The 21,257-nt window shown below is 31.8% G+C and carries 25 protein-coding genes and 1 riboswitch; of the genes, 11 read left to right on the top strand and 14 right to left on the bottom strand.

Annotation, left to right across the window (positions count from 1 at the left end; all coding sequences use genetic code 11):
- Nucleotides 1-6: 6 nt before the first annotated feature.
- Together LG295_RS13055 and LG295_RS13050 are read left to right on the top strand one after the other, a co-directional pair.
- Nucleotides 7-492 carry a tripartite tricarboxylate transporter TctB family protein gene (locus tag LG295_RS13055; RefSeq protein WP_107554743.1) on the top strand — a complete coding sequence of 162 codons (486 nt, stop codon included), beginning with the start codon at nt 7-9 and terminating at the stop codon, nt 490-492.
- Nucleotides 493-510: 18 nt separating this feature from the next.
- Nucleotides 511-2,007, top strand: coding sequence for a tripartite tricarboxylate transporter permease (locus LG295_RS13050; protein ID WP_107557789.1), 1,497 nt, complete (start codon nt 511-513; stop codon nt 2,005-2,007).
- Between the two features lie 181 nt (nt 2,008-2,188).
- On the opposite strand, the gene LG295_RS13045 is transcribed toward LG295_RS13050, so the two are convergent.
- Nucleotides 2,189-3,493, bottom strand: coding sequence for a TrkH family potassium uptake protein (locus LG295_RS13045; protein ID WP_107557788.1), 1,305 nt, complete (start codon nt 3,491-3,493; stop codon nt 2,189-2,191).
- A gap of 151 nt (nt 3,494-3,644) precedes the next feature.
- A complete protein-coding gene (locus LG295_RS13040) occupies nt 3,645-4,385 on the bottom strand; it encodes a poly-gamma-glutamate hydrolase family protein (protein WP_107557787.1) in 741 nt (246 codons plus the stop codon).
- 256 nt (nt 4,386-4,641) lie between these two features.
- Here LG295_RS13040 and LG295_RS13035 point away from each other — a divergent pair, with 256 nt between their 5' ends.
- The 3 genes from LG295_RS13035 to merA all read left to right on the top strand — a co-directional run bounded on the left by LG295_RS13035 (nt 4,642) and on the right by merA (nt 7,010).
- A complete protein-coding gene (locus LG295_RS13035; protein ID WP_318832435.1) occupies nt 4,642-5,046 on the top strand; it encodes an SRPBCC domain-containing protein in 405 nt (134 codons plus the stop codon).
- Between the two features lie 220 nt (nt 5,047-5,266).
- Entirely contained in the window at nt 5,267-5,701 is a 435-nt protein-coding gene (gene hypR / locus LG295_RS13030; protein ID WP_107530760.1) for a redox-sensitive transcriptional regulator HypR, read from the top strand.
- The gene (gene merA / locus LG295_RS13025) at nt 5,688-7,010 is read left to right on the top strand and encodes a hypothiocyanous acid reductase MerA (RefSeq protein ID WP_318832434.1); all 1,323 of its coding nucleotides are present in this window, start codon (nt 5,688-5,690) and stop codon (nt 7,008-7,010) included. Before hypR ends, merA begins: the two co-directional genes overlap by 14 nt.
- A gap of 255 nt (nt 7,011-7,265) precedes the next feature.
- Here the strand turns inward: merA and LG295_RS13020 are convergent, their stop codons facing one another.
- Nucleotides 7,266-7,445, bottom strand: coding sequence for a hypothetical protein (locus LG295_RS13020; protein ID WP_017723370.1), 180 nt, complete (start codon nt 7,443-7,445; stop codon nt 7,266-7,268).
- A 265-nt stretch (nt 7,446-7,710) separates the two neighbouring features.
- Here LG295_RS13020 and LG295_RS13015 point away from each other — a divergent pair, with 265 nt between their 5' ends.
- Complete coding sequence (locus LG295_RS13015; RefSeq protein WP_107530763.1) at nt 7,711-8,130, top strand: GNAT family N-acetyltransferase; 420 nt, start codon at nt 7,711-7,713, stop codon at nt 8,128-8,130.
- Nucleotides 8,131-8,171: 41 nt separating this feature from the next.
- Here the strand turns inward: LG295_RS13015 and LG295_RS13010 are convergent, their stop codons facing one another.
- Complete coding sequence (locus LG295_RS13010) at nt 8,172-8,396, bottom strand: hypothetical protein (RefSeq protein ID WP_029378839.1); 225 nt, start codon at nt 8,394-8,396, stop codon at nt 8,172-8,174.
- A gap of 289 nt (nt 8,397-8,685) precedes the next feature.
- Nucleotides 8,686-8,784, top strand: a riboswitch (guanidine-I (ykkC/yxkD leader).
- A 51-nt stretch (nt 8,785-8,835) separates the two neighbouring features.
- On the opposite strand from LG295_RS13010, the gene LG295_RS13005 reads away from it, so the two are divergent.
- From LG295_RS13005 to LG295_RS12990, 4 genes are all read left to right on the top strand, one after another.
- Nucleotides 8,836-9,162 carry a multidrug efflux SMR transporter gene (locus tag LG295_RS13005; RefSeq protein WP_107530758.1) on the top strand — a complete coding sequence of 109 codons (327 nt, stop codon included), beginning with the start codon at nt 8,836-8,838 and terminating at the stop codon, nt 9,160-9,162.
- Nucleotides 9,162-9,476 carry a multidrug efflux SMR transporter gene (locus tag LG295_RS13000; RefSeq protein ID WP_107557784.1) on the top strand — a complete coding sequence of 105 codons (315 nt, stop codon included), beginning with the start codon at nt 9,162-9,164 and terminating at the stop codon, nt 9,474-9,476. The genes LG295_RS13005 and LG295_RS13000 overlap by 1 nt, the downstream gene beginning before the upstream one ends.
- Nucleotides 9,477-9,771: 295 nt before the next feature.
- Entirely contained in the window at nt 9,772-10,398 is a 627-nt protein-coding gene (locus LG295_RS12995) for a LysE family translocator (RefSeq protein ID WP_107530756.1), read from the top strand.
- Nucleotides 10,399-10,673: 275 nt separating this feature from the next.
- Nucleotides 10,674-12,014, top strand: coding sequence for a PepSY domain-containing protein (locus tag LG295_RS12990; RefSeq protein WP_107557783.1), 1,341 nt, complete (start codon nt 10,674-10,676; stop codon nt 12,012-12,014).
- Nucleotides 12,015-12,121: 107 nt separating this feature from the next.
- On the opposite strand, the gene LG295_RS12985 is transcribed toward LG295_RS12990, so the two are convergent.
- Nucleotides 12,122-12,457, bottom strand: coding sequence for a DUF4889 domain-containing protein (locus LG295_RS12985; protein ID WP_107530754.1), 336 nt, complete (start codon nt 12,455-12,457; stop codon nt 12,122-12,124).
- A gap of 156 nt (nt 12,458-12,613) precedes the next feature.
- Entirely contained in the window at nt 12,614-12,979 is a 366-nt protein-coding gene (locus tag LG295_RS12980; protein WP_107530753.1) for a DUF4870 domain-containing protein, read from the bottom strand.
- Nucleotides 12,980-13,102: 123 nt separating this feature from the next.
- Here LG295_RS12980 and LG295_RS12975 point away from each other — a divergent pair, with 123 nt between their 5' ends.
- Nucleotides 13,103-13,681 (top strand): histidine phosphatase family protein, encoded by a 579-nt coding sequence (locus LG295_RS12975; protein WP_107530752.1) that lies wholly within the window; start codon nt 13,103-13,105, stop codon nt 13,679-13,681.
- 41 nt (nt 13,682-13,722) lie between these two features.
- Here LG295_RS12975 and LG295_RS12970 read toward each other — a convergent pair whose 3' ends face one another.
- The 8 genes from LG295_RS12970 to LG295_RS12935 all read right to left on the bottom strand — a co-directional run bounded on the left by LG295_RS12970 (nt 13,723) and on the right by LG295_RS12935 (nt 21,130).
- Complete coding sequence (locus tag LG295_RS12970; RefSeq protein WP_318832433.1) at nt 13,723-13,938, bottom strand: hypothetical protein; 216 nt, start codon at nt 13,936-13,938, stop codon at nt 13,723-13,725.
- Between the two features lie 296 nt (nt 13,939-14,234).
- The gene (locus LG295_RS12965; RefSeq protein WP_107530750.1) at nt 14,235-14,855 is read right to left on the bottom strand and encodes an NDxxF motif lipoprotein; all 621 of its coding nucleotides are present in this window, start codon (nt 14,853-14,855) and stop codon (nt 14,235-14,237) included.
- A 673-nt stretch (nt 14,856-15,528) separates the two neighbouring features.
- Nucleotides 15,529-17,052: an alkyl hydroperoxide reductase subunit F gene (gene ahpF / locus LG295_RS12960; protein ID WP_107530749.1), complete on the bottom strand. Its 1,524-nt coding sequence runs from the start codon at nt 17,050-17,052 to the stop codon at nt 15,529-15,531.
- Between the two features lie 16 nt (nt 17,053-17,068).
- Nucleotides 17,069-17,638 carry an alkyl hydroperoxide reductase subunit C gene (ahpC, locus tag LG295_RS12955; protein WP_017723357.1) on the bottom strand — a complete coding sequence of 190 codons (570 nt, stop codon included), beginning with the start codon at nt 17,636-17,638 and terminating at the stop codon, nt 17,069-17,071.
- Between the two features lie 376 nt (nt 17,639-18,014).
- Entirely contained in the window at nt 18,015-18,725 is a 711-nt protein-coding gene (locus tag LG295_RS12950) for an ABC transporter permease (RefSeq protein WP_107530748.1), read from the bottom strand.
- 1 nt (nt 18,726) lies between these two features.
- A complete protein-coding gene (locus LG295_RS12945; protein WP_107530747.1) occupies nt 18,727-19,575 on the bottom strand; it encodes an ABC transporter ATP-binding protein in 849 nt (282 codons plus the stop codon).
- A 99-nt stretch (nt 19,576-19,674) separates the two neighbouring features.
- Complete coding sequence (locus tag LG295_RS12940; RefSeq protein ID WP_107530746.1) at nt 19,675-20,610, bottom strand: LytTR family DNA-binding domain-containing protein; 936 nt, start codon at nt 20,608-20,610, stop codon at nt 19,675-19,677.
- Between the two features lie 166 nt (nt 20,611-20,776).
- Nucleotides 20,777-21,130, bottom strand: a complete 354-nt coding sequence (locus tag LG295_RS12935) for a helix-turn-helix domain-containing protein (RefSeq protein WP_107530745.1) — start codon at nt 21,128-21,130, stop codon at nt 20,777-20,779.
- Nucleotides 21,131-21,257 lie beyond the last annotated feature (127 nt).

Raw genomic sequence — 21,257 nt, 5'->3', positions numbered from 1 at the left:
GATTATATGGGAAGTATATTATTTTGTTTCATTTTACTAATTATATTTGTATATTTCTTAATTAACTCAATAAATATGGAGAATTTAAGAGATGTTGATCCAATTGGCGCATCAGGTATACCAACTTTTATACTTTTTATTCTAGTTGCATTACTTATTTATACATTAATTAAAGAGATTGTTAAATATAAGAAAAATAAAGAAAAAACGAATCACAATGCGCTATTTACTAAACCGGCGCTCATTATAATGATCATAACTGTAGGCATAGCGATATTTATTTTAGTGTTAAATAAGATGGGATTTTTCTTATCATGTTTATTTTTAACACCTTTACTATTAGTATTATTAGGCTCAAAAAGTAAGATTCAAATTATTAGTTTTTCTGTAGGTATTCCAATACTTTTTACGTTCTTGTTTGGAAACATATTGAGTATACCACTACCAAAAGGAATTGGTATTTTTTCTGAAATTAGTAATTTTATATATTGAGACATGGAGGTGTAATGAATGAATATAAACTTATTGAAAGATTCTTTTTTAACGATAATTGAACCTACCAATATTATGTTAGTTGTATTAGGTTTATTAGTTGGGATATTCTTAGGTGCATTGCCAGGGATAGGCTCTTCTATGGCGATTGTATTAGCATTACCTTTTACTTATTTCTTAGATGTATTGCCGGCTATTGCATTTTTATCAACAATTTATGTTGGGTCGGCTTATGGAGGGTCTATTACAGCGATACTTTTTAATACACCTGGGACGCCAGAAGCGGTCGCTACGACTTTTGATGGTCATCCTATGTCTCAGCAAGGAAAGTCGAAAAAAGCTTTGGGTTTAGCGATTAGCAGTTCTGCATTCGGTGGTATATTTGCAGTCATCTTAATGTTTTCCTTAGCTTCTATACTTTCAGAGGTTGCGTTTAAGATACATGCTTCAGAATATTTTGCTTTAGCCATTTTAGGCATGACCGTCATTTCTGCTTTAGGTACCAGTAATATGGTTAAAGCAATTATATCAGGGCTTATTGGTATTTTTATTTCGACCATAGGTTTAGATCCATTAACAGCTACAGATAGGTTTACATTTAGTACTTTAGAATTGATGAATGGGATTGACTATATCCCAATTATGATTGGCGCGTTTGCATTAGGTGAAGTATTTTCACAAGTTACTAACAATAATCCACAAAATTTAAATACATCTTCAAAATTATCACAAGGTGTGTTTAAGTTTAAAGACTTTTTTGTATATAAATGGACTGCAATAAAATCAGCGACAATAGGTAGTCTACTGGGGATTTTACCAGGGACAGGCGGAGCGATAGCTTCATTTGTAAGTTATGGAGTAGCTATGAAAACAGATAAAAATCCAGAAGAATTCGGAAAAGGGAAAGCAGAAGGTGTAGTTGCACCTGAAACATCAAATAATGCAGCCGCTGGAGTTTCGATGATTCCCACACTAATTCTTGGGATACCAGGCAGTCCGACAACTGCAGTAATATTAGCCGCTTTAGTGCTTCAAGGCGTACAGCCAGGGCCACAACTCATGGCAGATCAGCCTATACTCTTATATTCGATATTTTTAGCTATGTTATTCGCAAGTGTCATGACATTGGTTGCTGGTAGAGCGGGCGTTCAAGTATTCACATTATTATTAAAAGCACCCTATAGTATTATAGCGACATTTATTATTATACTCTCGCTACTTGGTGCATATGCTACAAACAATGACTTATTGAATGTTTGGATAATGTTATTATTTGGTGTTGTAGGATATTTAATGAAAATATATCATTTCTCAATTGCTTCATTAATTTTAGGTATTGTACTCGGTCCATTGATGGAAACATCATTAAGAAGACAGTTGTTAATTAACAATGGAGAGTTTTTATCATTATTCCATTCTCCGATTACAATTATTTTATTGGTTATTAGTGTTCTAATCATTGTAGTACCAATTATTATGGATAAGAAAAAAGCAAAATCATCGAATACTAATTAAGTCCTTTAATAGATAATAATAGTTTGAAACTATTAATCCAATCGCTCAAAAACATAAAAATGATGATTTCCATCTAAATAGGTTGGAAATCATCATTTTTATGTTTTCATAGGTAATTATGATTCAGTGTATTAGGTTTGAAAAACTAAGTTTCATTAGCTATTTTACTTTGTTGCATTAACTATAAATGTACATTGCCTTTAGCGTAATAAAACAAAGTTTTCTTTTCAGTAATGAACAATTGAACAAAAGTGAGAATACCAATTTTTCCAATTAGCATTGTTGCAATAATGATAATTTTCGTAGTGGTATGGTAATCCATTGTAAAATTCATGCTTAATCCTACAGTGCCAAAAGCTGAAATTACTTCAAATAATACAGTTGTGTATGGCGTATGTGGGTTAAGCATGCTCGCTATCATAGAGACGCTTAAGACAAATATAGTAGCACAGAGTGTAATTGTAACGGCTATATTTAAAGTTCGTTTTGAAATAGAGCGTTTAAATATGGAAGGGTGCGTTTCGTTTCTCAGTGTACTGGTAATGAATAATAGAGTTAAAACCAAACTTGTTACTTTAATACCACCAGCAGCACTTATAGGTGCTCCACCAATAAACATTAACAGCATCATTATCATTGAAGTAGGTGCCGTTATTTGTCCAATATCTACAGTGTTAAATCCTGCAGTTCGTGTTGTGACAGATTGGAAGAATGAAGCTCCAATTTTTTCAGGAAGTGATAAATGATTTAATGTAGCGTGATACTCTAAGATGAAAAATAGTATAGAACCTAAAATGATTAATATGAGTGATGTGCTTAGCACAATCTTAGAATGTAATTTTAAGTTCACTAATTTTTGAGACATGATTAAATCAAAGAACACTAAAGGCCCAATCCCTCCCATAATAATGAGCAATGGAATAGTAATCGTAATAATTGGATCATTGATCGTACTCATTAGATTATCTTTGAAAAGGGCAAAACCTGCATTGTTAAATGCAGATATTGATGTAAACATACTTAAAAATAAGCCTTGGCCAAAACCGTATTTAGGTACAAATGAGAGCGCAATAAAAACTGCTCCTAAGATCTCGGTTGTAACACTGTATAGCACAAATTGAAGAATTAGGCGTATAATTCCCCCTGGTTTATCGATATTCCACATCGCCATTGCTAGATAACGATTCTTTATACTAATTTTTTTGTTGATTAATATAAAGGTTAATAATGTGACTGTCACAATACCAAGGCCACCGATTTGAATTAAGAGCATAATAATAAGGTCGCCCAACCAATTGAATTGTGTTGAGACATCAACAGTCACTAGTCCGGTCACTGTAAACGCACTGGAAGCTATGAAAAATGCATCTATAAAATCAATGGGCTTTTTGCCGGTAACAGGTAAGTATAAAAGTAACGCGCCCATTAATGTTGTAGTGATAAAAAGTAAAAGGTAAAAATATAAAGGCTTATTTAATATTTTCATTAGGTCATTTCCTTTACTGATTTTAATAAACAGTATTTTATACCTATTGTTTTAAAAAGCAAGCAAATATAAAAGAAAATATTTAGTAAAAATAAGCGTCTAGAAATACCTTTATTAATCAAAGGATTTCTGGACGCTAGTGGAATGAATTCTAATTTTTTTGTTGTTTGATACCTTTAGTAACGGCTTCTGCAAAATCGTAAATAGATTGTTTGTAGTCATTAGTGTTTTCGCGCGTTTTTCGATTGAAATCTCCATTATCAAAGAAAGATTTACGATATTTTGTTGAAATTTCTAATTGAACACCAGACCCTGTATCATTTTTATTGATGATGTTGTTGCTAGAATCGCCATTTACATAATTGGGGCTTTGTTCTACATTAAATCCTTCCTTTTCTAATTCTTTTCGAATGGATTGAGACATATCTTTATCTTTTCCGCCAATATAGACTACTTTTTTTTCTTCTCTAATTCCATGGATAGAAATAGACTCATTAGACTTATAAATCATATCTTTAAGTTTAGGGTCGTCAAAACGAGTTGAAGTAATATGCAGCTTGGCATTATTAGAATTTAATAATCCTTCAAAACTATATAAATTGAAATTTCCTTTTTTAGAAATGATTTTTGCTAATTCAGAGGTTCCTGGTTCGATTCCACCACCATGAATAGCAGTAATCAATATATCTTTATTATTTGTTGTCTTTGTATTAATCTGCCAATCGCGTCCCTCTGTTGTATCGGCTTTAAGTTCTGAAAAATTTTTATAGTAATCCTGATTTTGTGGTTGATCATTTTTCCAAACATATAAAATATATAAGGAAGTTAGAATTACACCTACTATAAGTAACATGATCAAATAATATAAATAAGAATGGATTATATTTTTCATAGAAATCTCCCTTAATTTTATAGTTGTAATGATGAAATTATAACAGAAATTATGATAACACCGACTAATATGTTTTTTACAATTGTATTACTATTTGAGTATTTAATATTTACATTCTTAATAAATATAATTTTATAATTCATAATATATAATTTCATGTATTATGTAATGACATGTGCTTTGTGACATGAGTGTAAAAAATATATAATAGAAGTGGAAAATGTTGTATTTAACTTGAAGAGAGGATGTGTGTGACTTGGATATCGTTACGAAAATGCAAGTAAACGTACCGAAAGAAAATGTGTTTGAAGCATTTGTAAATCCAAATCAAATTGGAGGTTTTTGGTTTTCTTCAAGTTCAGAAAGATGGGAACAAGGTAAAACCATTACCCTATGTTATGAAGAATATAACGCAGAATTAGATGTTCAGATAAAATGCATCGAGGAAAATAAAAGTATTGAATTTATTTGGGGAGATCATCCTGTAACGATTCAATTTGAAGGTATTGGTGAAAGTACGAGAGTAACTACAATAGAAAAAGATTTTGATACACAAGATGTAGAGCAATTATTAGGGCAAAAAGAGGGTTGGGTTTATATGCTTAGTTGCTTAAAAGCATATTTGGAACACAACGTGAGAATTCGAGCTGCAATATTATAATAATTGTAAAGACTTAAAAAGTTAATATAGATCAACGAAGCCTCATATGTATTAAAGACTTAAAGCAGGATAGAAATCTAATTATTTTAGATTTTTATCCTGCTTTATTTAATAATATAAACTTATTTGGGAATATAGTAACTGTAAGCAAATAACTTTGCCGATCATTTAATAAAAGTTATAATGTAATTATTAAAGTTACAATTAAAAGGTGATGATTATGAATTTAGAGTTTAATATTGCGGTGCACCTTTTAACCTTTTTAGTGAAACATCCGGACGAACGTTACTCAAGTGGTGAATTAGCAGAACGTATTTGTGTCAATCCTGTGCAATTACGTCGTGTGACTAGAAGGTTAAATGAGCAACAATATTTGGTCGCTACCCGTGGTAAGTTCGGTGGCTACCAATCAAATCAATCAACGCACGATGTAAACCTTGCCGATTTATTTGTATTATTCAACGAAGAAAAATCAGAAGGTAGAATATTTACTGGCAATCAAGGTAGCGATTGTGAAATTTCCAGGGAAATAGGTCACACAATGTCTCAATTTCACCAAAGAGAGCAAGACTTATTAGAGGCATATTATAAAAATATTACGATAAAAGATGTATTAAAAGACATATTAAAGGAGGATTCTCATGAAACAGTTTGATTTAATCATTGTAGGATTTGGTAAAGGTGGAAAAACGCTAGCAAAATTTGCTTCTGCACAAGGTCGAAAGGTAGCAGTTATTGAAAAATCGAAAAAAATGTACGGAGGTACATGTATCAATATAGGTTGTATTCCATCAAAAACGCTTGTACATGAAGGGTTAGAACATGGTTCCTTTGATCAAGCATTTTCAAGAAAAACAGACGTTGTCAATGCATTAAATAGTAAGAATTATCATAACTTAGCTGATGATGACAATATAGAGGTGTTAGATTATACTGCTAAATTTAAATCTAATCATGAATTAAATTTATTAAATGATCAAGGTAAAGTTGTAGAAACTATCGGTTCAGAACAAATCGTCATTAATACTGGGGCTAAATCTGTTATTCCACCAATTGAAGGTATAGATACTTCGCAACATTTATATGATTCTGAAGGTATTATGAATTTAAAATCTCAACCTAATCATCTCGTAATTGTTGGTGGGGGTTATATTGCATTAGAGTTTGCCTCAATGTTTGCGAATTTTGGAACACAAGTAACTGTATTAGAGCGTGGTAACGACATTATGACTAAAGAAGATAAAGATATTGTTGCTAAGGTGAAAGAAGACTTAGCAGACAAAAATGTAAATCTCGTCTTAAATGTAGATACTAAGAAATTTGAGGATACAGATAAAGGTACAGTTGTGCACACATCAAATGGTGAGTATGTAGCTGATGCTATACTGATAGCAACAGGACGTAAACCTAATACTGATTTAGATCTTCAAAATACTGATGTGAAAATTGGTGACCATGGTGAAATTATAGTGAATGAATATCTACAAACAGATGCATCCGATGTTTATGTATTAGGTGATGTCAAAGGAGGCATGCAATTCACATATATTTCATTAGATGACTTTAGAATTGTAAAAGAGCAATTGTTTGGAGAAGGCCAACGTTCTACGGAAAATCGTGGCGTCGTACCTTACACAGTATTTATAGATCCACCATTGGCACGCGTTGGATTAACAGGAGAAGAAGCGAAAGAACAAGGATATAATGTGATAGAAAATGCTATACCTGTTAATACAATCCCTAGACATAAAATAAACAATGATACCAGAGGACTGTTTAAAGCAGTTGTTAATAAAGATAACGAAGAAATTTTAGGTGCATCTTTATACGGTTTACAATCAGAAGAAATTATAAACTTAATCAAATTGGCAATAGATCAAAAATTATCTTATAAAGTATTAAAAGAAAACATATACACACATCCTACAATGGTAGAATCGTTTAATGATTTATTTAATATGTAGTAGCTAAAAGGAATATCTGTTTTACGACATAGATATAAGAGAGCCTGGGACATAAATAGATGTCTAAGGCTCATTTTCAATTTGGCAGTAGGTGACTGAATTGAAAATACGCTTATATCAAGCTTTTTTCAATCCTAGTCACCCTTGCCGGGGTGGGACTACGAAATCTATATTAGAAAATTTGATTTCTGTCCCACTCCCTCTTTATATTTTGAGCATGTATATTAAGTATTTTAGCGGGACTACTTTAAATTGTCATGAAACTATCACTCTAATAATTTGTCCTACGAAATAGAAAGCACCAACGATAATACATACAACCCCGATACTAATATAACTTTGTTTTTTAGAAACACCTTCTTTTTTAGAAGTACGTTTATTCAAAATGAGTAACACAATACCAACAATAATAAGAACAATTGAAGCTATCCACATGATGTGTCCCTCCTTGATTTATATTTATTACAATCTCTTTATTATGTATTTACCCTCCAATTACTAAGTAGTAACCTGATCGATTAAAGCATTTTTTTGTAAGCATATGCTTGAAAAGTAGTAAACTGAATATTCGAAAGGAATTATTAACTATAAATGAGCTACGTTAAGATGATGAAAAGAAAAAAAGGAACTAACAGTGCTCAAATTAGATTATAATATAAATTAGATAAATATACGGTGAATTTGATTGGACGGTGTAGAAATGAATATTGATTATGAATATGCGTTAGACATAAAAGATGTAGACGAACTTATTCAAATTTATCATGATAATGGTTGGATAGGTCATGATCAGGAAAAAGTGATTACAATTTTTAACACGGCAACACATGTTATTATTGCAAAATGCCAAGGGAAAGTTATTGGATTTGCAAGGGCGATGTCGGATGGTGTTTTTAACGCAGCAATTTATGATGTAATGGTAGATGTGTCATATCAAAAACAAGGTATCGGTCAAGACATTATACGTAGCATATTGGTTTATTTAGGAGAGTTGTCTTGTGTGCATCTAATTGCGACTACAGGATATGAAGGCTTTTACAGACAGTTAGGTTTCAAGCATCTAAAAACTGGTATGGCTGTATATACTAATGAAAAATTAAAAGATGAGTATACTGTTTAGTAATTAACAGCTATACTCATCTTTTTGGTGTGTAATCTAGATTATAAAATATTGTGACTCACGTCCTCATAAGAATAGTTTTTGAGTAAAGAACAGCCTAATGGATGCTGACCATTGTCTACGTAATCGTTAATTTCTTCGAGAACATCTAAGATTTCATATTCAGGTGTTGTAACATCAAATGTGTATTTGAACACTTGTTTTTTATCCGATAACACTGTGGCAATAAGTTCGTCATTGTGCATCTTGTAATTAAGAAGTTGCATAAAAATCCCTCGCTTTTATAAATTTTTAAACCTAGTAACAAAGTGAAATAATTGAGAATGAATGTCAGTAATTCCCTTCTAGATTATAATTGTTATTATCTAATACTTAGTATACATTAAAATTAATCAAATGTAGAGGGTTTAGACTCAAAAAAACACAAATTTTAAGTATAAAATATATGTAAGCGTGTACTTTAACTATTTATAAATTATAATAATTTTAAATTAGGGAAGTTGGAAAGTAATTGTTGAAAAATATGAAGTAATTTGATACGATTTACTGAATTAAATAAATGCTTTCTAGGGTTCCGCAATGATATGACTTGGTCTGGTCCGAGAGAAAGCCACATTTTTATATGTGACACGGAAGGATAAAAGCCTGGGAGATAGTAGTTAACACTATCTCTCGGGCTTTTTTATTTTTTAAGGAGGACTCGTTATGAATTGGTTAAAAATAATTATTGCTTCGCTATTTGAAGTTGGATGGGTCATCGGTTTAACTCATGCAACATCAGTAATTGAATGGGTATTTACAATGATTGCTATATTTTTAAGTTTCTATTTATTAATTAAAGCATCAAAGTGGTTACCTGTGGGAAGTGCTTATGCAGTTTTTGTAGGATTGGGGACTACTGGTGTAACAATATTTGATTTTGTCTTTTTCGGTGCCCCTTTCAGCATGATTAAAGTTATTTTGATATTTATGTTATTAGTTGGAGTAATCAGTCTGAAATTAGTGACTTCAAGTAAAGGAGGAGAAACATAATGGCTTGGATATTATTGGTAGTTGCTGGTCTTTTTGAAATGGTTGGTATTACTTTTTTAAACGCATATGTAAATAGTGGGAAATTTCGTGCATTAATAGGTTTAGTTGGTTTCTTTAGTATGAGTTTTTTGGCATTATCAATAGCAATGCTTGTATTACCTATGAGTACAGCATATGCAGTATGGACAGGCATAGGTGCTGTCGGTGGCGCATTAGTAGGTATGATATTTTATAAAGAATCTAAAGATATTAAGAGAGTAATATGTATTTTAGTGATTTTAGGAAGCACAGTAGGTTTGAAATTAGTAAGTTAAAATGATTTGAAATGAAGATGAGGACGTTATGAAGTGTATGCAAATTCGTGAAAATGAGAGGGGGGGATTTTGTACATATGTCCTTAAATTAAAAAAATAGACGACACATGAGTGTCGCCTTAAGAGTAATATGTTCATGAATATAAAAGACTAGTAGTCGGTTTCCAACTACACCTTTAATATATCATAGTTAAGCCTATATCTTCAATAAAAAGACAGTTAAAATATGAGATTATTCATGTTGCAGACACACATTGTAATTGATACCATAAAGCAGGAAGGTGGGTGTTTGGATATGGAAGGACTTGCGGCTTTTATTACAATTACTTTGATGATTATTATTGTACCTGGTCCAGACTTTTTCGTAGTAATGAAAAATTCTATTACTTCTGGAAAAGGCAATGGTGCTATGGCAGCTTTAGGTATTACATCTGGTCATGTACTGTATTCATTATTAGCAGTATTTGGTATCATATTTATTTTGGCAAATATGTACTATGTTTTCATGACTATTAAAATATTAGGTGCATTCTATCTGATCTATTTAGGTATCAGAAGTATTATTAGCGCACGCCAGGGTATGAATTTTTCTACGTCTCAGATGAGAGCTCAAAAAATTAGTTATTTGAGTTCTTATAGACAAGGTTTATTAAGTACGATTTTAAACCCTAAAGCATTACTTTATTACATAAGTATTTTGCCTCAATTTTTAACTACTGGAGAAGGGGTAACGTCTCAGATTGCCATATTATCAGCAATTGTTACGACTGTTATTCTGTTGTGGTTTATATTTTGTGTTTATATTTTCCAGTATATTAAATTATTATTTGCTAATAGAACTGTAAAGGCAATTTTTGATTATACAGTTGGTGCAATATTGATTGGCTTATCACTTAATTTATTATTCAGTAAAAGTAGTTAATGAAAATAGCATCATGTTATGTTGGCAAATATAAACACACACATGCAAAATAGGAACGGAAATGTGAAATCAAGTTGCAAAATTTGTTTTCAATTCCGTTCCTTTTTTAATGATTTGAAAGTCGATATAATACAGAACATAAGGTATTAGAAAAATGCAATTAACTTTAAAAGAGATTAACTGATTAAATGCAATTTTTTATAAAATATTCACAAATTATCTACATAATAATTTTGTTGTTTATTTATAATGTTAAGGGAGAAGGGGGAAGAATTTTGAAAAATATATTTAATCCGTTACAAAGATTACATTTTTATGCTGCATTATTTATAACACCATTATTAATTACATTAACCATTTCGGGCATTGGTTATCTCTTTTTTCAGGAAGTAGAAAATAATATATATAAAACAGAGTTTTTCGGAGATAGTTCCATCAAAACCCATCAAACATTGAATGAAGCTGTAGATGAAGTAGAAGATAAGTTTGATGGATTTTATATCAGTAAAGTAAGTATGATGGATGAGCCATATAATAATCGTATTACATTGGATGACATGGCAGGTAATCAGCGTTATGTATTTTTAGATCAAAATAATCAAATAGTAGCAGATCAAAATGCTAAACATACATACGCAAATGTTGTAAGAAATATACATAGTTCATTATTCACCGAAAATACATTTATAAATTATCTTGTAGAATTAACTGCATGTTGGACAATTTTTATGATTCTTTCAGGGACATATATGCTTATTAAGAAAAAACTAATATCAAATAAAAATAAAAAACTAAGATTCCAAAAATGGCATGGTATTTTAGGTGTGGTTATAGCAATACCAGTATTTGTATTAGTGCTGACTGGTTTACCTTGGTCAGGCTATATGGGGGCTAAGATTGCAAATGTGATGGACAATTCTGGAGAATTGGGACAATCAGAATTAGCTATTAATCCTCCAAAATCGGATGTGAATGAAATTCCTTGGGCAACGCGTGAAAATAAACAACCTGCTTCAGAAAGCCATGCTGCTCACCACGGTGGTGGCGAAATGCCGAGGACAGATATTAAAAATCAAATTTCGATTGATAAAGTAGCTACTGAAGCCAAAAAGAACGGCATAGATAAACCATATTCTATTGTTTATCCATCTAATGAATCAGCAGCTTTTACAGTTTCTAAGGGTAGTAATACAGGTGTCACTGGGTTAGATGTTTCGCCATATGACGAGCAAACGTTATATTTAGATCAATATAATGGAAAAGATTTAGGGAAAGTGAAGTATGAAGAATATGGCATTATCGGAAAATGGTTTACGTGGGGCATACCATTACACGAAGGTCATCTCTTTGGTGTAGCTAATAAAGTTATTAATTTACTTGTATGTATTGCTTTACTAACAGCAGTTGGATTAGGATTAACATCATGGATAAAAAAAATGAAAGATAGTAACGTAAAGGTACCACCAAGAGTTAAAAAACCAATGTCAATTCCATTGGCTATCGTACTTATTGTACTTGGTATCTTGATGCCGTTATTTGGTTTCTCATTGATTGTCGTATTTATTATTGAAGCTTTATTATATTATAAAGATCGAAGAAATAAACAGAAGAAATAAAGGCATAGTTAAGGGGTGTGACACAGAATCAAATTAGTTAATTTGATCTTGTGTTACACCCCGTTTTAATTAGGACTGTTATGTTTGAAACATGCGTCATTATAAAATTAGTGATTCATATCCATTTCATGAATTTTCATCATTAATCCGTGAGGGATATCATCATGTTTTACTACTTCTTTTTTGTAGAATGATTTACCATCATCTTTAGATACTAACTTTACAAAATCACCTTTTTTAGGTTTGAAATCATCGTCATGTTCAAGTTTGACATTTTTCGTTACGATGCCATCTTTTTCGCTAACAACTTTTTCTGCAGTTGTACTTTCAGACATATAGCCATAATAAGTATCTTTTTGACCAGAAAATATCATGAATATCGTGAAAGCTAAACCAATAATAACTAAAATACTAATTAAAGATATTGTTAATTTTTTACTCATATTCTCAGTCTCCTTTAACTTTAAGCATAAAAGATATTACTGTCTAAGTATACAATATTTTAAATTGTTTTGAACTTTGTCATATTTTAATTACAACTTGATAAGAAAATGTACAATTCAAAATGGGTTTTAGACCAATAGCAATTAAATATAGGATTAAGGATTATAAAGTGTTGAATCTGAAATGAGCACTTTAATGCCACGGTAAATATTTTTAATCGTATACCAAATAGTAATTGCAAATAGTAGTATACTTAATGCGAGCGCTACTAAACTAACAGTTGTATTCTGTGAATCAATCACAATACCACCCATAGCGGCACTAATGATTAAAAAGATAGGTCCGATGTAAGTTATAATATGATAAATCAGCGATTTTGCTGCATGTATAGAAGTTGGTTTGTCAGCAAAAATCCAGATTATTATGGGTACAATAATAGGTGCGAAAAATATACTGAAATAGCTAATAGATGCAAGTATGCGCTCGCTTTGTGTATTGTTTTGTGTAACTTGTTCGTTCATTTATATCACCTCAGATAGGATAGTAACAATAATTTAGATATAAATATAGTGGAGATATTTAATATTACATTTTTGTTAGGTACAATTGTGGAACAATGTTTATAAAAGAGAAGAGGAAGACATATGAAAATATATTTAGTACGCCACGGTGAATCACAATCAAATTATGATAAAAAAGAAGGTAAAAATTACTTTTGTGGGCAATTAGATGTACCGTTAACGGAGAAGGGAACACGCTCTGCACAGTTACTGCAAAGTTATTTTAATAAAAAGGACATAGATCATGTGTATCTATCAGATTTACTGCGTACTAGGCAGACGTATAATGCGATATTCGATAACGCTATTCCTGCAACTGTGACCTCTTCGTTAAGAGAACGTTCACTTGGTGAGTTTGAAGGGGAAATGGTGGACAAAATTGAACAAAAACCTGAATATGAACGTTATTTTAATGATGAGGATTATTTATCGTTTCGTCATAGCTTTAGCCAAAAAGCACCAGGTGGGGAGAGTTATGCAGACGTATTGCAACGTGTAACGCAATTTTTTGAACATGAAGTAGATAATAGTTTAGAAACTATTGTAATTGTTGCACATCAGGTCGTGCTTCGTTGCTGCTTTGTCTATCTAAGATATGATACGCAAGCAACGGTGATTGAGCGTAAAATTGAAAATTGTGTACCCTACGAGTTAGAAAAATAAACACAAACAAAAAACCTGAACTACGACTTTGTCGGTTCAGGTTAATATCTTTTAGCTGCTGTTAAGCTATCATGAAATCCTTGGAATATTGTATTGATATTGTCTAAAAAACTGCCGACAATAACGGCAAGTATAACGTAAGTTACACTAAGGGCGATTGTTTTAAATGAAACAACACCATGTTTTTCTTTCTTCTCAAAGAGATTAAAAGCTATGAAGATAGCAGCCATTGCACCTATTAAAATAGTTAAAACCATAAAGGTGTGCCTCCTTAGAATTATTACTGAGTGGCTGTGCTTCTATTCATTTGTTTATTAACTTAAATTAATCTTAACAAATGTTACTTTGAGAAAAAAAGGGATTTTATGTTAAAAAACCTTACAATTAAGTAAGGTTTTTTACAGAAATAAGTCAGGTCAATTGAGTGTTATACGTAAAAATGACGTTCAAGCCTTTGTTATCAAGAACAATTGTCTTGTAATCATATTGTAATTTAATAGAATAATCCTATAATTACATGCTTTTGATTTCAATCGATTAAGAAACGTTCAGGTTATTTATCTACAGCGTCAGATTCAATGCCTTTGTCTTTTAGGAATTTTTTGATTTTATCTTGCTGTTTCCCATTAACATCTCCAGCGTATTTAGTAGATACATCCACAACATTAAGTTCATTCTGTGGTTGGTAGTCTAATTGTTCTATATCTTCATCCGCATTTTTAATTGTGGTATTTAAAGCGGTGAAATATTTGATAATACGGTCGACATTTTCTTGATAACCTTGTGGGAGTTTATTATCTTCTACGAATTTCTTAAATCTTACATCATTTTTAACCGCATTATGTGATAAATCAGATAAACGTTCAGCCTGTTCATCAGTAATTTTTTTATCTGTACCAATTTGTTTATCTATTTTATATTGAAGCAGATACTTATTATCAATAATGTCAGAGTTTACATCTAAGTATTTTTTGATAGCTTTATTTGTTTCAGCTTCACTTAAAGTTTCACCTTTTTTATCTGAGTTAAAGATATCTTTTTCAGTGATTTTCTTCACATTTTTAGGTGCATGTCTCTCGCTATGACTATTGTCATCTTTAGGTTTATCGTTTGAACATGCTGCGAGTATAACAGTTAGCACTAGCACTAACGATAGTAATATACTTTTTTTCATAAATTTTAATGGCTCCTTTAATAATAATCGTACGGGTATAACAATATAGTGAATGTTTAAACGCGCTTTATAAAAATTATAACTTAAGCGTATCATTTAGAGCTATTGATTTGAATAAGTGATTAAATAATAAACGCACAATCTTTTGAACAAAATAAGAAAACAATAAATTTATTATAATTAAAGTTAAAATATTCATTGGATTTTAACTTTAAAATGTTATTGAAGGTGGTATATAGTGCCTTGTTGTTTGTAATAAAATTTGGTTGTATTAATCTGAACAGAGGTGAGGATGAATGGGTGGAAAAGTATAAGTAATAGATTTGTTTGAGATAAAACTTATATTTAAATATGGGGAGGACGAATGGGGGGCCTTGAAAAACTGGATACATGCATAAATAGGCTGGGATAAGTTTTAATCGTCCCAGCCTAAATGATTATATTTCGTTGATAGGATTTATACATGAGCTTTAGCTAAGCTAAACGCTTTTATCCCTTATAAACTTAGTTATCTTTGCCTGTGAATAACGAAATCTTTTTTAATGAATTTAATTTCGTCATCGCACTCCCTTTGGAGGTTGTTCTTAATTATATGTAAGTGGGTGGCACGACAATCATATTTTTTATAATGATTTCGTTGGCCACTCACTATGAAATCATTTTGACAGAATAATTAATGTCTAATGATATAATCAAAGGCATTTAATGCAGCATTTGCACCAGCGCCCATTGAGATAATGATTTGTTTATTACGATCGTCAGTAACATCACCAGCTGCAAAAATACCAGGGATGCTTGTAGCGTTCTTACGATCAATCATAATCTCATTCGCTTCATTTAGTTCAACATAATTATTAAGCCATTCAGTATTTGGTAATAGTCCGATTTGGACGAAAATACCTTCAAGTTCTAATGTGTGTTCTTCACCGAGAGATTTATCTTGGTATTTAATACCAGTTACAGCATTTTCACCAAGTACTTCAGTTGTTTGTGCATTTTTAATAACAGTTACGTTAGGTAAGCTATTTAAACGTTCTTGTAAAACATTGTCTGCTTTAAGGCTAGCATTACGTTCCAATAGTGTGACGTGTTCAACGATACCTGCTAAATCAATTGCTGCTTCGACACCTGAATTACCGCCACCGACTACGGCTACGTTTTTATTTTCAAATAAAGGCCCGTCACAATGTGGACAGAACGCAACACCTTTGTTAATTAATGCCTCTTCGCCAGGTACTTCAAGCTTGCGCCAACGTGCACCTGTTGAAATGATAACTGTTTTACTTGTTAATTTTGCGCCATTTTCAAGAGAAACAACGATACCACTATCAGTTTTTTCAATTTCATTAGCACGAATGCCTGTCATTACATCAATGTCATATTGTTTTATATGATCTTCTAATGCTGAGGCAAATTTTGGACCATCTGTTTCTTTAACAGTGACAAAATTTTCAATTGTTGCAGTATCATTCACTTGTCCGCCGATACGATCGGCAACAATACCAGTGCGTAATCCTTTACGAGCTGTATAAACAGCGGCACTACCACTTGCAGGACCGCCACCAACGATTAACACGTCATATGGATCTTTATCATTGAACTCTGCTGGGTCTGCTTGGCTACCTAAATTTGCAAGGATATCTTGAATTGTCATACGCCCATTACCAAATTCTTCGCCATCTAAGAAAACTGCTGGTACTGCCATGATATCTTCAGATTCTTCTCTAAAGATAGCGCCGTCAATCATTGAATGTGTGATATTAGGATTTAATAAACTCATTAAATTTAATGCTTGAACAACGTCAGGACATTTTTGACAAGTTAAACTAATATACGTTTCGAAGTGTAGTGGTTGATCTAGTGCTTTGATTTGATCTATCACGGCTTGTTCTTCTTTAGGCGCGCGTCCACTTACTTGTAATAATGCAAGTACAAGTGAATTGAATTCGTGACCCATAGGTAAACCGGCAAAAGTAATGCCGGTTTCTTCTCCAGGTCTATTTACTGAGAAACTTGGTGTGCGTTTTAAGTCAGATTCTTCTATAGTAATGCGAGAAGAAGCTGCAGAGACTTCATCTAATAACTCTTTAAGTTCGTTAGACTTGTCATCAGTACCAAGACTTGCTTTTAATACAACATCGCCTTCCATTAATTGAAGTAATTGTTGTAATTGTGATTTAAGCTGATCATTTAGCATTTAAATCAATGCCTCCTTAGATTTTACCTACTAAGTCAAGACCAGGTTGTAATGTTTCTGAACCTTCTTCCCATTTTGCTGGGCAAACTTCGCCTGGGTGTTGACGTACATATTGTGCTGCTTTGATTTTGTGTACTAATGTGCTTGCGTCACGACCGATACCGTCAGCGTTTACTTCAGCTGCTTGTACGATGCCGTCAGGGTCAACGATGAAAGTACCACGTTGAGCAAGACCTAAATCTTCGTCTAATACATCAAAGTTACGAGTGATTGTTTGAGATGGGTCACCAATCATTGTATATTGAATTTTGTTAATTGCTTCTGAGTGATCGTGCCAAGCTTTGTGTACAAAGTGTGTATCTGTTGATACTGAATATACATTGACACCTAATTCTTGTAATTTGTCATATTGACCTTGTAAATCTTCTAATTCAGTTGGGCAAACGAATGAGAAGTCTGCTGGGTAGAAACAAACTACACTCCAAGAACCTTTTAAAATTTCTTCTGATACTTCTAAAAACTCATCCTTTTGTGGATCATATGCGTTAGCTGTGAATGGTAAAACTTCTTTATTTATTAAAGACATAAAAACATCCTCCTATTTTTGAACTGAATTTTAATTAGAATTATGGTGTTAAATTATTATTTCTTAATTATAATAATTCTAATCTTCGTTTACTATTATTGCATTTCCCATTATTTTCGTCAACAAAGAAAGCTCGTTAAGATGAATAGTAGACAGGTGCCTTGTAATCGAACGTGTGACTGAGTTTGTTGGTGCAAATTTACACCTATGAAGTTGGCGTATTTATTTTTGGGAAAACTGCCTATAGATTAAAAATAGCCTTTTTATTCTCAACTAAACAATGAAAATGAGAAGAAAGGCTACTTTAAATGATTATATGTTTATTTAGTGTTGATTTGATAGGGGTAAATAGAATTATTACAAATTTATGAACATTTTATCTTTTACGGAATTTGTAATCATAAACGAATTTTAAAGCAATAATACTGATAACTAACCAAATTATTAAATAAAGTAAGTTTAAATATGTGTGATTTGTTTCTATTCCCAAAACAAGTCCAAAAGGTAAATATTTTAACAATTGTTCAAAGAAACCTAGGTTCAATGTATCACTCATTGTTTCGAAAATAGAAGACATGCCGAAAAGTATGAACGGTATCATCATAAACGAAGTAGCGGTGCCCGGGCTATTAGACAATAGGCCAAATATTAGTCCTAATGCAAGATAGAAAGTTAACATAAGCACAAGACCAATATAAGTTTGAAAGGCAAATTCGATAGAGTTACCGAGAATGATTAAGCTTAAAATGGATGCAATTATAGTTAGCATTGTCATGATAATCACTTTTGATATTAGTATTTCTACTTTTGATGCAGGAGATTCTATTAGCCCCTTTAATGTTCCTTTTTCATTTTCTTCGGCAAACATATTGATGATGGTTGCAGTGGCTACCAATATAAATGACATATTAATTATAATTAGTTGCATAGTAGTTACTGCAGAAGGTACGTCATTTATTTCGGACATTATAAATCTGTAGAAGAAGCTAAGTAATAATATAATCAGTGGCATAAAAATGATAGAAGGATTACGTGTAGTTTCTTTGAAATCTTTTTCTAATAGTGCAGACAGACGCGTGATGCTCATATTAAACAAGCTCCTTTCCTGTGATTTTTAAAAATACGTCACCTAATGTAGGTAAATCAGATGAGATGTATTTTAAGTCATTTGTTTCAAGCGTATCTGAAATGTATTGTGCAGCTTCGTACGTCATTGGTAACGTTTTAGATTGGTTATTGTTGTGTATAACTTTAATTGTATGGTTTGAATGTTTAAACCTAAAGTTTTCAGGAGTATCCATTTCTTTAAGTACCCCAGATTCTATAAAAGCAACACGATGACATAAGTCGTTAGCTTCTTGCATGTTATGCGTGGTTAAAAATATTGTAGTACCACGTTCGTTTAGCTCTTTAAGCCCTTTGTGTATTCGCTGAATGGTTAAAGGATCTAATGAAGCGGTAGGTTCATCCAAAAATAGCAATTCAGGTTCATGTATTAAAGCTTTTGCTAATAATACACGTTGCTTCATACCAGCTGACAAATTTTTAAATAATGTTTTCTTGTCTTTGATTAACCCGATAAAATCTAAAACTTCATCTACTTTTTTTAATGGAATTTGGTTTAGTTTTGCGAATAGTTTCAAATTACCATGAATACTTTGGCGTTCATATGCAACACTATGATCTGATAGTATGCCTATTTTATCAATAAATCCCTTGGAGCCAATTGCTTCGTTTTGATATCCTAGCACGTTTAGACTACCTTTAGACTGCCGGTAGGAACCGGTTAACATCTTGATTGTAGTTGTTTTACCAGAACCACTTGGCCCAAGAAAACCAAATATTTCACCTTTTTTAACTTTGAAATTCATGTTTTGAATGGCCGATTTATTTTTGAATGTTTTTGATATATTTTTCATTTCAATAACATTATCCATGAAAAAACCTCCTTTTGAAATTAATGACAGTTTACCGCTAATAAGTCTGTGGCACAGTCAAAAGGAGATGAATTGTATCTATAAAGCAGTGAAATGTTATCAATGAATGTTGAAAAACTGTTCAATATCGCTTGCTTTTTGTCTTGATAATGGGATAAGTGTATCTTTCGAAGTGTTTAATCGAATAGAGTAACTATTTTTAGACCACGAAATGATTTCGCTAACTTTTTGCAAATTAATAATATATGAACGATGGCAACGATAAAAGCCATATGGAATTATAAGTTTTTCTATGTTTTGTAAAGTCGTATCATGAATATATTGTTCGTTACCAACATGAATCATAACTTTGCCATCTTGTCCTTCTAAATAATCAATATCTATAGGGTCTAGAAACATTACTTTTTCATTTGTTTTTACCGTTAGACGTCTGATTTGTTGGCGGCTTAAATGATTTTGTGTTTCTGTTTGTGGTGGAGCATTATCTTCATATTCATCATTTGATAGTTCAACAGGTTTAAAGGCATTTTTGTTAAGACGGTAACAATACTTACTAACTAGTAGGGCTTCTTCTGTATGATTAGTTAATGTAATAATTGTATTGGAATGACTTAACTCATTCAGCAAGTTGATAATAGTATGCTTTGTTTCAATTGTGATATTTTGTAAAGGTTCTTTAATGATGATTCTAGATTCGGGCATAAGCATCAGTTTAACAATGTGTAACAGTTTAAGTTCTGAAATTGTAAGTTTTTTGATTTTTTTATGGTTCGATACGTTGAGGTTGAATTTATACAATATAGTTTCTTGATTTATATCGGCATCATACCACTTACACCAAAATTTAATGACTTCTATAACAGTCATACGTTCTGGAAGAGGTTCCATGAGCGTGTATGTCTTAAAATTATTGTGTTCATGATTTGAGTTGATAATAGTATCTTGAAATTCGTTTTCTGTAATTATGGTAGTTAAATTAGCTTTAAGTTCTACTGTTTTATTTGGTGATATAAACAACTTCACATGATTAACCATTACCTACACCTCGTTTAATGTATTTGTAACATAGTATAACAATCTTATATCGTTATGTATTCTTTTTTAATTAAATAAGAGAGGGTAATAAATGGCCTTTTGTTGCTTCTCTCTTATTTTAGTTATTTTGTTTTAAATGATTAATAAACGGAGGCGTAAATAGTTATTAAATAAATGTTTGAATCATCCACCAGAGCACGCCAGCAACAGGGAAGAATAACCACCAATAGCGTGCTAAGAATTCCCACCCATTCATAGGATGATTGTTAGACTGTGTTGAAACAGGTTGCTGATATGTTTCTATAATGGTCTTTTTTAAGTCTTTATCTCCTTTGATAAGTTCATCTAAAGATACATCAAATAAATCGCTCATTTTTATTAGCATATCAATACTAGGATAAACTTTGTTTAATTCCCATTTAGATATGCTCTGGCGCGATATATTTAATATTTCTGCTAATTCGTCTTGAGACCAATTTTTGAGTTCACGTTGCTCCTTAATTCTTGAACCAATTTCCATGTGAATCACTCCTTTTAATAAAAAGTAAAACGATTGGTTAATAATGTCACGCACTAAATGGTTTACTATGGTTGCAACTGGAGGTTGCATTAGTACATTAGCAAAGGTTTTGTAGCTAATATTGATA

Origin of the sequence: Staphylococcus pseudoxylosus (assembly GCF_044794325.1) — a bacterium.
Taxonomy (GTDB): Bacteria; Bacillota; Bacilli; order Staphylococcales; family Staphylococcaceae; genus Staphylococcus; species Staphylococcus pseudoxylosus.
This window is presented reverse-complemented; position numbering and strand designations above follow the sequence as displayed.